The following is a 12,501-nucleotide window of genomic DNA, read 5'->3' as shown; positions in this document are numbered from 1 at the left end:
CGAACGCAGCGCCGGCAGGTGCAGTCGTGATGGCAGCGCGACGCAGGCGTACCAGCGGCATCCGCGACGCCGACGTCGCGGTGCGGCGTGGGCAAGCTTATTCGCGTCGAAAGCGTGCAATCTCGTCCAGCATGCTTTCGGCGCGCACGACGCCGGGCCCGGCATGCGCGTTGTCGATGCGCTCCAGCCAGGGATGGCGTTTGCGCTGCAGCCGTCGATAGCCGAGCCAGGTGCCGATGCCGCCGAGCACGCCCACCAACAGATTGAGCAGCAGCCAGTCGTGCGGCAGGGTCAGGCCGGTCAGCCCGCGCCAGCCGGCGTCGGCCACGGCCACCCACAGCACCCAGAACGCCACGCCCAGCCACGGGGCCACCCGCGTGCGCCAGCGCCGCAGCTGCGCGAGCGCGCGCTGCGTCGGCAGCAGCGGTCCGGCAAAGTCCAGTTGCGCCAGCAGCTGCAGCTGCCGTAGTGCGGAGATCGCCAGTGCAATGCTCCACAGCTGCAGCAGCACGCCGCCGATGATGGCTGCAGCCTGATCGGTGTGGCCAAGCCAGCTGCGCGCGATCACGATGTGCAGCGCCACGGCGCACAGCAATTGCACGGCTTGGCTCAGCCACAGCGGGCGCAGGCTGGTGCGCGCCGCGTGGCCACGCACCTGGCTCACGATGTGGCCGATCTGCGTGCTGTGCTGATCCAGGCGGTGTTCCATCGCGTGCCAGGCGCGTTGCATGTCGTCGAGTTCCATCGAATGTTCCTTGGGCGAAGTGGGTGGTCAGAGTTCGGCGCGGATGCGCGCCTTGAGGCGGCTGAGTTTCGTGGCGACATTGGTTTCGCTGATGCCGAGCACCTCGCCGATCTCGCGGTAGCTGTGCGCGTCCAGGTACAGCAGCATCAAGGCGCGTTCCAGCGGCGGCAGCTGGGCGATGAAGCCGTGGAGTGCGGCGACCAGTTGCGCGTGTGCCGGGTCGCGCGCCAGCGGGTCGGCGATGCTGTCGGCCACCGCCTCCAGCGGGAGCGGGTCCTGCGGCGCGCGGCTGCGGCCGCGCAGATCGCTGATCGCCACGTTCAAGGCAATGCGATACATCCAGGTGGAAAAGCGCCGGCCGGCGTCGTAGCCGGGGAATGCGCGCCATAACTGCACAGTGATGTCTTGCGCCAGCTCGGCGCGGTCGTCCGGGTTCCAGCAATAGCTGGCCGCGACCTTCAGGACGATGCCGCGGTGCTGCTGCAGCAAGGCGTTGAAGCGGGTGTGCAGGTCTGTTTCCAGGGACATGGCTCCGGCCGGGTGGGTGGATGACGAGGGTCGAGGAGATGATTCGCCGCAGCGGGCGAATCCTCACAAGCTGAACGGACTGTCACGGAAATTTCGACAGCAGGGGGCCTGAGGGCGCACACTATGCTGCTTTGCGCCTGCCGGCTCCGTGCGGCGCCTCCGGAGTTACCCAATGACCCAAGAATCTCCCGCGCCGCTGCTGTTTGCAGACCTCGGCCTCTCAGACGCTGTGATGAAGGCGGTTGCCGCCGTCGGCTACGAGTCGCCGTCGCCGATCCAGGCTGCCACCATCCCCGCGCTGCTGGCCGGCCGCGACGTGCTCGGCCAGGCGCAGACCGGCACCGGCAAGACCGCCGCGTTCGCGCTGCCGGTGCTGTCCAATGCCGACCTCAACCAGCTCAAGCCGCAGGCGCTGGTGCTGGCCCCAACCCGCGAGCTGGCCATCCAGGTTGCCGAGGCGTTCCAGAAATATGCCGAAGCCATTCCCGGCTTCCGCGTGCTGCCGGTCTACGGCGGCCAGCCCTACGCGCAGCAGCTGAGCGCGCTCAAGCGCGGCGTGCATGTGGTGGTCGGCACCCCTGGCCGCGTGATCGATCACCTGGACCGCGGCACGCTGGACCTGTCCCAGCTCAAGACGCTGGTGCTGGACGAAGCCGACGAAATGCTGCGCATGGGCTTTATCGACGACGTCGAAGCGGTGCTGAAGAAGTTGCCGGAGAAGCGCCAGGTGGCGCTGTTCTCGGCGACCATGCCGCCGGCGATCCGCCGCATCGCGCAGACCTATCTGAAGGACCCGGCCGAAGTCACCATCGCGGCCAAGACCACCACCTCGGCCAATATCCGCCAGCGCTACTGGTGGGTGAGCGGCCTGCACAAGCTGGACGCGCTGACCCGCATCCTGGAGGTCGAGCCGTTCGACGGCATGATCATCTTCGCCCGCACCAAGGCTGCCACCGAAGAGCTGGCGCAGAAGCTGCAGGCACGCGGCATGGCCGCGGCGGCCATCAACGGCGACATGCAGCAGGCCGCCCGCGAGAAGACCATTGCCCAGCTCAAGGACGGCAAGCTCGACATCCTGGTCGCCACCGACGTGGCCGCGCGCGGCCTGGACGTGGAGCGCGTCAGCCATGTGCTGAACTACGACATCCCGTACGACACCGAGAGCTACGTGCACCGCATCGGCCGCACCGGCCGTGCCGGCCGCAACGGCGACGCGATCCTGTTCGTCACCCCGCGCGAGAAGGGCATGCTGCGCGCGATCGAGCGCGCCACCCGCCAGCCGATCGAAGAAATGCAGCTGCCGAGCGTGGATGCGGTCAACGACACCCGCGTGGCACGTTTTATGACCCGCATCACCGAGACCCTGGCCGGTGGCCAGATCGATATGTACCGCGATCTGCTGCAGCGCTACGAGAGCGAGAACAACGTGCCGGCGATCGATATCGCCGCGGCGATGGCCAAATTGCTGCAAGGCGATGCACCGTTCCTGCTGACCCCGCCGGTGCGTGGCGCGCGCGAGGAATTTGCACCGCGCGAGCGCAACGATCGCGGCGACCGCAGTGATCGCGGCGAGCGTCCGCGCTTCGAGCCGAAGTTCGAGCGCGGCCCGCGTGCCGATGGCGAGCGCGCGACACGCCCGCCGCGTACGGAACGTCCGGCATTCGCCAGTGATGGCGCGGGCGCCGAACGTCCGCGTCGCGATCCGGTTGCGCCGCGTGGCGAGCCGGAGTTCGGCATGGAGAGCTACCGCATCGAAGTGGGCCACACCCACGGCGTGAAGCCGGCCAACATCGTCGGCGCGATCGCCAACGAAGCCGGCCTGGAAAGCCGCTACATCGGCCGTATCGACATCCAGGACGACTATTCGATCCTGGACCTGCCGGCCGACATGCCGCGCGAACTGCTGACGCACCTGAAGAAGGTCTGGGTGTCCGGCCAGCAGCTCAACATGCGCAAGCTGGAAGAAGGCGAGGCGGCCGCGTCGCCGTCCAAGCCGCGCTTCCCGCGCGGCGGCAAGCCGTCCGGTCGCCCGAATGGCCCGAACCGTCCGATGGACCGCGCCGGCGCGCCGCATCGCAAGGGCCCGCCCAAGCCCCGCGGCGAGTAAGCACCGCTGACAACGCGGCGGCTGCGGCTGCCCGGCCCGCCCGGCTGGTCGCCTCAGTCGCTATGTTGGTTGATGCATATTGGTGTGCGGGCGTCCTGCGCCGATACCGCGGAGATTACCGGCGGCACCCTGTTAGCCATGCTAAGTTCCGCGCCGACCGTGGCCGGGCGGGCGCAGCCATACAGACTGCGCCGTTGCGGCCGCTACTGCCTTCAGGCGCCCACTGGGCGCCTGAATCGCATTGGGCAGCGGCAGTGGGGGCGAGGATGACAATGGCGCAGATGGCGGGCGGCAAGAGCGGTGGGCGGACCATGCACCTGATGCGCGGCTGGCTGACGCTTCCCTTGGCCTTGTTGATCGGCATGGCCGTCAGCATGGCGGTGCTCTCGGCGCTGGTGATCGAGATCCAGTCCGGGGCAATGGCCTGGATCGTCGGCCAGAGCCACTGGTCCAATGCCCAGCAGGAGTCGGTGTACTGGCTGGAGCGCTATCTGGGCAGCGGCGATCCGGCCGACCTGCAGGCCGCCTGCCGCGCACTGGAAGTGCCGCTCGGCGACCGCGCGGCACGCGAGGCGGTCGAGCAGCCGGTGATCGACTGGGCTGCGGTCCATGCCGGGCTGGCCGCCGGCCGCAATGCCCGTGAGGACATGCCGCAAATGGTGCGGCTGTATCGCTACGGCCATGTCTTTCCGTATCTGGGCGACGCCATCGCGATGTGGAAACACACCGACGCCGACCTGCTGCAGCTGAGCGCCCTGGCCGACCGGGCCGCCTCCGTGCAGGCCGCCAGCCGGCCGGATCCGCGCGCGCTGCAGGCCCTGCGTGACGAGCTGCACCTGCTCGACGGCCGCATGCGCGGCGATACCGCGCAGTTCCAGGCGCTGCTAGTCCGCTGCGCGCGGCTGCTGCACGATGTGATGGTGGTCTGCAGCCTGGCGACCCTGTTGCTGGTGCTGATCACCTGCGTGCTGGCGATGCGCCGCATCCGCAATTATCTGCTCTCGCACGAAGGCCGCTTCCGCACCGCGTTTCAGCAGGCGGCGCTGGGCATGGTCAAGTTCGACCTGCGCGGCCGCGTGCTCGATGCCAATGCCGCGATGGCCAACATCCTGCGCTACCGGCCGGAGGAACTGCAGGCCTGCACGCTGGCCGAGGTGCTGCATCCGGACCATATCGCGCTGGACAGCCGCGGCCTGATCGACTGGCCGACACTGCTGCAGTCGGGCGAGCGGCGCTTGCTGCGCGCCGACGGCGGGGTGATGTGGGGGCGCTGGAGCGCGTCGCTGGTGGAGCCCGGCCCGGAGGAGCCGACCCTGGTGCTAGCAGTGATCGAAGACGTCTCGCATGCGCACGAGCTGGCCGACGAAGTCGCCTTCCATGCGCGCCACGATGCCTTGACCGGCCTGATCAACCGCCGCGAGATCGAACGCCGGCTGCTGCGCCTGATCGAGCCGCCGCAATCGCCGCAGCTCTGCCACGCGCTGTGCTTTGTCGACCTGGATCACTTCAAGCTGGTCAACGACACCTTCGGGCATGCGGTGGGCGACAAGTTCCTGTGCCACTTCGCCGACGTGATCACCATGCAGTTGCGCCCCGGCGACTGGCTGGGGCGGCTGGGTGGCGACGAGTTCGCGATCCTGCTGGCCAATACCGATCTGGCGCAGGCGCAGTCCTTGCTGGAGCGCATGCATGCGGTGCTGGGTCAGCCGTGGAGCCATCAGGGCGGACGGCCGCTGACGCCGAGCTGCAGCTTCGGCGTGGTGGAAATCCGCCAGGGCGCCAGCGACGTCAATGCCTTGATGACCGCCGCCGATCTGGCCTGCCATGCGGCCAAGGAAGAGGGCCGCAACCGCATTCGCTGCTTCGGCGAAAACGATCTGGCGCTGGCGCGGCGGCGCCACGACGGCGGCTGGATCAGCGCAGTGCAGCAGGCGATCGCCGAGGACCGGCTGCTGCTGTATGCGCAGAAGATCCAGGTGTTGAGCGATCCGGAACGCCTGCAGTACGAGGTGCTGGTGCGCATGCGCGCGCGCGACGGGCGGGTGCTGAGTCCGGGCGAATTCCTGCCTGCGGTGGAGCGCTACGGCCTGGGGCGCATGGTCGACGTGCATGTGCTGGAAACGCTGTGCGCGCAGCTGGCGGCCAATCCGATGCATGTGGCCACGCTGGATCTGTGCCACGTCAACCTGTCTGCGCAGTCGATCGCGCAGCCGGATTTTCTCGATTTCGTGTGGTCCTTGTTCGAGCGCTACCCGAGCCTGGTGCCCAAGCTGTGCATGGAGATCACCGAGACCGCCGTCATCGGCGATCTGGAGCATGCGCAGCGCTTCGTGCAGAGCGTGCGTGCGCGCGGCTGCCATGTGGCGCTGGACGATTTCGGCAACGGCCTGGCCTCGTTTGGCTATCTCAAGCAGTTCACCGTGGATGTCCTCAAGATCGATTGCGGCTTCGTGCGCAACTACGCGCACGACGCGGTGGACCGCGCGGCAGTGCACTCGATCGCGCAGGTGGGCCTGGCGCTGGGGATCGAAGTGGTGGCCGAGGGCGTGGAGTCGGAGGCGGACATTCCCGGCCTGCGCGAGGCCGGTGTCGGTCAGGTGCAGGGTTTCAGCCTGCATCGTCCATGCCCGCTGGACGAGCTGCTGCATGCCGGGCAGCCGCTGCTGGCGCTGTCCTGATCGCAGATTGGTGCACGCGCGCCGCTCCAAATCGCCGATAATCGGCCGATGACGACCCGACTCAACAAATACATCGCCGAAACCGGCTTCTGCTCCCGCCGCGAGGCCGATCGCCTGATCGGCGAACGCCGGGTCACCGTCAATGGCGTGGCTGCCGGCACCGGTGCGGTGGTGGGTGAGGACGACACCGTGCTGGTGGACGGCCAACCGCTGCGCACGCGCGCCGCCAGCAAGCCCGGTGGCCGCAAGCATGTCTATATCGCGCTCAACAAGCCGGTGGGCATCACCTGCACCACCGAAAGTTCGGTCAAGGGCAACATCGTCGAATTCGTCGGCCACGAGCAGCGCATCTTCCCGGTCGGCCGGCTCGACAAGGAGTCAGAAGGGCTGATCCTGATGACCAGCAACGGCAACATCGTCAACGAGATCCTGCGCGCGGAAAATCGCCACCAGAAGGAATATCTGGTGGCGGTCAACAAGCCGGTCACCGACGAATTCCTGCGCGGCATGGCGCGCGGCGTGCGCATCCACAACGAGACCACGTTGCCGTGCCGCACCGCGCGCATCGCCAAGTTCGGCTTCCGCATCGTGCTGGAGCAGGGCTTGAACCGGCAGATCCGCCTGATGTCCGCCGAATTCGGCTACCGCGTGACCCAGCTGCGCCGGGTGCGCATCGACAACATCAAGCTGGCCGCGCTCAAGCCCGGGCAGTGGCGCAATCTCAGCGATGCGGAGTTGCGCGGACTGCTGCCGCAACGCACCGACTGGTGAGCTTTTTTCGCGCGTTGGACTGAACCGCGACAGCGCGGTGCATCGGCTGCGCGGGCGCAACCCGATGGCCGCGCATGACCGGCTCGGTCATACTTCCGCCGCCGACAGCCAGCTGGGGAGCGGGCAGAGTGATCAAACCGACATTGCCGGACAACGAAGCCGAGCGGCTTGCAGCGCTGCGTCAGTACGAGGTGCTGGACTCGCCGCCCGAGCGTGCCTTCGACGACCTCACCATGATTGCGTCCACGCTATGCGAGACGCAGATGGCGGCCGTGGTGCTGGTGGACGAACAGCGGCAATGGTTCAAGTCCGCGCATGGCGCGCCGCGCAGCGAAGCATCGCGCGACATCTCGTTCTGCGCGCATGCGATCCTGCGCCCGGACGAAGTGATGATGGTCGACGACACCTTGCTCGACCCGCGCTTCCACGACAATCCGATGGTGACCGGCAGCTCTGCGGTGCGCTTCTATGCTGGCGCGCCGTTGGTGACCAGCGAGGGCATGGCGCTGGGCTCGCTCTGCGTCTTCGACCAGACCCCGGCGCATCTGCGCGAAGAGCAGCGTGCCGCCCTGCAGGCATTGTCGCGGCAGGCCGCGCATCTGCTGGAACTGCGCCTGGCCGGCAAGCGCCTGCGCCAGCAACTGCACGAGCGCGAATGGTACGAGCAGCAGCTGGCCGGCTATTACGCGCAAATGGATGCGCTGAATGCCGATCTGGTCGAGCAGACCCGCACCGATCCGCTGACCGGCTTGCCCAATCGACGCGCGTTTGCGGTGGCCTTGGCCGCGGCCATGGAACAGACGCGTGCGGCAGGCCAGCCGTTGTCGGTGGCGTTGCTGGACGTGGACCACTTCAAGACCGTCAACGACGTGCATGGGCACGACCAGGGCGATGTGGTGCTGCGCGAACTGTCGGCGTTGCTGCGCGCGCATGTGGCCGGTGCCTGCACCATTGCGCGTTATGGTGGCGAAGAGTTCGTGCTGCTGCTGCCCAACGTGGATCTGCTGCAGGCGCGCGTGCAGTGCGAATACCTGCGCCAGAGCGTGGCGGTGATGACGATCGCGCTGCCGGTGACGGTGAGTATCGGCGTGGCCACGCTGCATCCGCAAGAAAGCGTGGACGCGGTGATCAAGCGCGCCGACCAGGCCCTGTATGCGGCCAAGCGGGGCGGGCGCGACCAGGTGGTGGCGTTGGGGTAGGGGGCGTGCGCACGCGGGTGCGTCATCGACAAGGCCGGTCGCGCCTGGGCCGCTGCGACGGTGGCGTTTGTTGGTTGCGCCGTGCACTCAGTCGACGATGTTCTTCGCCTCGGCAGTGCCGAGCAGTTCCGGATGCACGATCTTGCGCCGGCGTTCCAGCACCGGATGCAGGAACACCGCGCCGAGAATGATCGCCACGCCGAGATAGAACTGCACGGTCAGCTCGCGTTGCTCGCCGAGCAGGGCGATCGCCAGCACGATGGCGTAAACCGGTTCCAGGTTGGTCACCAGCTGCACCGAGTAGGCGCTGAGATGGCGCAGCGCCACCAGTGCCAGCGCAAACGGCAGCAGCGTGCAGGCCAGCGACAGCACCAGCAGCAGGACGCCATCGTGCAGGCTGGGGATGATCATCAGGTCGCCATGCAGCGACGGCAGCAACAACGGCATTGCCGGCGCCAGCACGGTCAGGGTCAGCGTGCCGGCGCCGAGCTCCAGTGCGGTGACGGTGAGCGGGTCGGCATGCGCGACCATGCGCTTGTTGAGCGAGCCGAACAGGCCGACGAATACCGCCGAAATCGCGCCGACCACCACGCCGGCGCGCATGCCATCCGGCACCCCGCCGACCACCAGCGCCACCCCAGGCAACACCGCCAGGCCGAACAGCAATTCGCGCGGGCGGAAGGGGCGCTGCGTCACCCATGGCTCGATCACGGCGGTGAACACCGGCGCCAGTGCAATGCAGGTCGCCGCCACCGAGGCATTGGCCAGCTTGATCGCGCCGTAGAAGGTCAGCCAGTGCAGGGCCACCAAGGCGCCGATGCCGCAGTAGCCCAGCACCACGTGGCCGGACAGCCCGCGCAGTCCGCGCCACACCCGCGGCAACAGCGCCAGCGCCACCACCACGATCAACATGCGCCACCACACCAGTGGCAACGCGGGCAGCGTGATCAGCTTGCCCAGGATCGCGGTGATGCCCCAGAGCAGGACGCAGAAATGGATTTGCAGTTGCGCCTTGCGCAGGTCGGTCGTGGGCATGCGCCATTGTCGCCGAAGACGCGACGCAACGCCCCTGCTAGCGCGAGCCCAACGCCTGCAGCAACGCCATCGCCGCGGCCGGATTGCGCTCCTTGGCGGCACTGATGAAAAACACGAATACCTCGCGCGGGGTGGCTGCGGGGTGCGTCGATGCGTCGATATGCGGCAGGTCCGCCACATCGTCGCCGCGCCGCCAGGCCTGGATGCGCTCGGCCCAGCGCGCCAGTGCCGGCGCCGGGTAGCCGGCATGCAGGCGCGCCTGGCTGCGCATCAGCCGCGCATAGACAAAGTCGGTGGACAGATCGGCAAAGGACGGGTGCTCGTCCGAATCGGTGAACACCGTGGCCACCCCATGCCGGCGCACCAATGCCAGCAGCGCGGCATCCACCGCGTCGTGGTCACGGATTTCCAGCACATGGCGCAGCACGCGCTTGCCGGCACGTTTGGGCAGCAACGACAGGAAGGCGTCCAGGTCGTCGGCCTGCAGCCGATGCCCTTGTTCGAACTGCCACACCAGCGGCCCCAGCGTATCGCCGAGCTCGACGATACCGCCGATGAAGTCGTCCACCTGCGCCTGGGTGCCGGCCAGTTTGCGCGACTGGGTGATGCGGCGCGGTGCCTTGGCCGAGAAGACGAACCCGGGCGGCACCTGGTCGCGCCACTTCGCGTAGGTGGCCGGTTTCTGCGTCCCGTAATACGTGCCGTTGATCTCGATGGCGGTGACGTGGCGGCTTGCGTATTCCAGCTCGCGGCGCTGCACCAGCCCTTGCGGATAGAACATCCCCGCCCGCCATGGCGCATACACCCAGCCGCCGATACCGACGTGGATGCCATCGAGCGCGGGCGGGGTGGCGGCGAACAGATCGGTCATGACAGATTCCACGTTGGCGTGAGCGCGCGCCTGGCATGTTCGCAGACGCACAGATGTGGCAAGCCGCCCAGATGATAGCCCCGCCGGCTCCGCGGCGAAGCAGCGCTGCCCCAAACGCTTGCGCGCACTGCCAGGCAGGCGCGGCCGTTGGCGCGGGGCGGCATGCAGGCGTTGTGCACTCGATGCAGGCACAGTCCGGCCAGCCGGTTGGGCGATCGGCGCTTACGCGGACGCGGCCATGCCGCTACCATCGCAGATCGCCACTTTCGGACCGCAGCGATGACCTGGACCACGCCCGATCTGTGTGACCGCTTTCCCGAGGTGAGCATCGCCGAACCGTTATTCCGCTCCTATGGCGGACGTGCGGCATTCTCCGGGCCGATCGTCACCGTGCGCTGTTTCGAGGACAACTCGCGGGTGCGCGAGCTGGCCTCCATGCCTGGCGACGGCCGTGTGCTGGTGGTGGACGGGCAGGGCTCGTTGAAGCACGCGCTGCTGGGCGACCAGATCGCGATGCAGGCGGTCGCCAACGGCTGGGCCGGCGTGTTGATCCACGGCTGCGTGCGCGATGTGGAGATACTGGCCACGCTGCCGCTGGGCGTGCTGGCGTTGGGCGCCTGCCCGCGCCGCACCGAGCGCCGCGATCTGGGTGATGTGGATGTGCCGGTGAATTTTGCCGGCGTGGCCTTCGTGCCGGGCCATTGGCTGTATGCCGATGGCAACGGCGTGTTGGTGGCACCGCTGCCGCTGTCGCTGGACAGTGCCGGCGGATCGACCTGAGCGAATGAGAGGACGTGCGACAGTGACCGTGAACCGATGGCTGAGTGGAGGCGTGCTGATGTTGGCAAGCTTGGTGACGACGACGCAGGCGGCCGAGCTTCCCGCCGGCATGCAGCAGTTCGACGCGCAGATGGAACGCGTGCGCAAGCAGTTCGATGTGCCCGGCATTGCGGTGGCCATCGTCAAGGACGGGCAGGTGGTGCTGGAGCGTGGCTACGGCGTGCGCGAGATCGGCAAGACTGCGCCGGTGCAGGCCGACACGCTGTTTGCGATCGCCTCGAACACCAAGGCCTTCACTGCCGCATCGCTGTCGATCCTGGCCGACGAGGGCAAGCTCTCGCTCGACGACAAGGTCATCGACCACCTGCCGTGGTTCCGCATGTCCGACCCGTACGTCAGCGGCGAGATGCGTGTGCGCGATCTGCTCGCGCACCGCAGCGGTTTGAGCCTGGGCGCGGGCGATCTGTTGTTCTGGCCGACCACCAGCTACAGCACCGACGAAGTGGTGCAGCGCCTGTCCAAGGTGCCGCTGAAGGGCGGTTTCCGCGATCGCTACGCCTACGACAACATCCTGTACGCGGTGGCGCAGAAGGTGATCGAGCAGGTCTCCGGGCAGACCTATGCGGCGTTTCTGCAGCAACGCATCTTCGCCCCGGTGGGCATGCGTGGCACGCGCTTCAATGCCGACCATCTGCAGCCGGGCGACAACGCGGCCGTGGGCCATGCCAAGTACGACTTCACCGAGCTGCGCACGGTCGCGCCGCTGACCTGGTCCAACAACTCCGGTGCCGGCGGCATCTATTCCAGCGCGCACGACATGGCGTTGTGGATGAAGGTGCAACTGGCCGGCGGCGTCCTGCCCGATGGCACGCCGCTGTTCAGTGCCAAACGGCAGCAGGAGATGTGGTCGATGATCACGCCGATTGCGATTGCCGACCCGGCCGTGCCGGAGCTGGCGGCGGCACGCCCCAATTTTGCCGGCTACGGTGAGGGCTGGAGCCTGAGCGATTACCGCGGCCATCGGCTGGTATGGCACACCGGCGGCTGGCCGGGCATGGTGTCGCGGCTGACGCTGGTGCCCGAGCAGCAGCTGGGCGTGGTGGTGCTGACCAATCAGGAGATCGGTGCGGCCTTCAATGCGGTGACCCTGCAGGTGCTGGATGCGTTCCTGCAGGTGCCGGCCACCGATTGGACCGCCGCCTATGCCAAGGCAGTGGCCAAGGCCGACGGCGATGCGGACACCAGCTGGAAGAAGCATCAGGACGCACGCGCAGCGCGCTCCACGCCGTCGTTGCCGTTGCGCAGCTATGCGTCGACCTATCGCGACCCGTGGTACGGCGATGTGGTGATCCGCCAGGACGGCAAGCGCCTGCGTCTGCAGTTTTCCAAGACCGCGCAGCTCGTTGGAACGCTGGAGCATTGGCAGCACGACAGCTTCATCGTGCGCTGGGACGATCGCAGCCTGAATGCCGATGCCTTCGTCAATTTCGCGCTGACCCCGGATGGCGCGGTGCGCGAGATGCGGATGGAGGCGATCTCGCCGCTGACCGATTTCAGCTTCGATTTCCAGGACCTGGTGTTGACGCCGGTGGCAGCGGAGCAAGCGGGGCACAAGTGACACATCACTCGTCCTGCAAGCGGGGCACGGTCACTGCACGGAGCGTGTAGTGGCCGGCGACCAGTGCAGTATCGGTGTGACGTCCACGCTATCCCCAACCGATTGCGGGGCTTTGGCGTGCCATCTGCGCCGCGATGTGGGCTGCAGGAGAAATTGATCGTGGCGCGTG

Annotated in this window: 10 protein-coding genes; 6 read left to right on the top strand and 4 right to left on the bottom strand. The window is 67.6% G+C overall.

From position 1 onward, the window contains the following. Positions 1-97: 97 nt before the first annotated feature. Together ABQY74_RS13430 and ABQY74_RS13425 are read right to left on the bottom strand one after the other, a co-directional pair. On the bottom strand, positions 98-745 hold the full coding sequence (locus tag ABQY74_RS13430) for a hypothetical protein (protein WP_349791808.1): 648 nt from the start codon (positions 743-745) through the stop codon (positions 98-100). A 27-nt stretch (positions 746-772) separates the two neighbouring features. After that, positions 773-1,273, bottom strand: a complete 501-nt coding sequence (locus ABQY74_RS13425) for a sigma-70 family RNA polymerase sigma factor (protein ID WP_349791806.1) — start codon at positions 1,271-1,273, stop codon at positions 773-775. A gap of 172 nt (positions 1,274-1,445) precedes the next feature. On the opposite strand from ABQY74_RS13425, the gene ABQY74_RS13420 reads away from it, so the two are divergent. The 4 genes from ABQY74_RS13420 (at position 1,446) to ABQY74_RS13405 (ending at position 8,028) form a co-directional block, all read left to right on the top strand. After that, on the top strand, positions 1,446-3,380 hold the full coding sequence (locus tag ABQY74_RS13420; RefSeq protein WP_349791804.1) for a DEAD/DEAH box helicase: 1,935 nt from the start codon (positions 1,446-1,448) through the stop codon (positions 3,378-3,380). A gap of 272 nt (positions 3,381-3,652) precedes the next feature. Continuing rightward, positions 3,653-6,058, top strand: a complete 2,406-nt coding sequence (locus ABQY74_RS13415) for an EAL domain-containing protein (protein WP_349791802.1) — start codon at positions 3,653-3,655, stop codon at positions 6,056-6,058. Positions 6,059-6,106: 48 nt separating this feature from the next. Next, positions 6,107-6,829: a pseudouridine synthase gene (locus ABQY74_RS13410; RefSeq protein WP_016903964.1), complete on the top strand. Its 723-nt coding sequence runs from the start codon at positions 6,107-6,109 to the stop codon at positions 6,827-6,829. Between the two features lie 74 nt (positions 6,830-6,903). Continuing rightward, entirely contained in the window at positions 6,904-8,028 is a 1,125-nt protein-coding gene (locus ABQY74_RS13405; protein WP_372469884.1) for a diguanylate cyclase, read from the top strand. An 87-nt stretch (positions 8,029-8,115) separates the two neighbouring features. Here ABQY74_RS13405 and ABQY74_RS13400 read toward each other — a convergent pair whose 3' ends face one another. Next, a complete protein-coding gene (locus ABQY74_RS13400; protein WP_349791798.1) occupies positions 8,116-9,063 on the bottom strand; it encodes a DMT family transporter in 948 nt (315 codons plus the stop codon). A gap of 37 nt (positions 9,064-9,100) precedes the next feature. Then, a complete protein-coding gene (locus tag ABQY74_RS13395; RefSeq protein ID WP_166769726.1) occupies positions 9,101-9,934 on the bottom strand; it encodes a DUF72 domain-containing protein in 834 nt (277 codons plus the stop codon). A 279-nt stretch (positions 9,935-10,213) separates the two neighbouring features. Here ABQY74_RS13395 and rraA point away from each other — a divergent pair, with 279 nt between their 5' ends. Further along, complete coding sequence (rraA, locus tag ABQY74_RS13390; protein WP_166769727.1) at positions 10,214-10,714, top strand: ribonuclease E activity regulator RraA; 501 nt, start codon at positions 10,214-10,216, stop codon at positions 10,712-10,714. 4 nt (positions 10,715-10,718) lie between these two features. Beyond that, positions 10,719-12,332 (top strand): serine hydrolase, encoded by a 1,614-nt coding sequence (locus tag ABQY74_RS13385; RefSeq protein WP_349791795.1) that lies wholly within the window; start codon positions 10,719-10,721, stop codon positions 12,330-12,332. The last annotated feature ends 169 nt before the right edge of the window (positions 12,333-12,501 follow it).

The organism is Xanthomonas sp. WHRI 7064 (assembly GCF_040202355.2).
GTDB lineage: Bacteria > Pseudomonadota > Gammaproteobacteria > Xanthomonadales > Xanthomonadaceae > Xanthomonas > Xanthomonas arboricola.
This window is presented reverse-complemented; position numbering and strand designations above follow the sequence as displayed.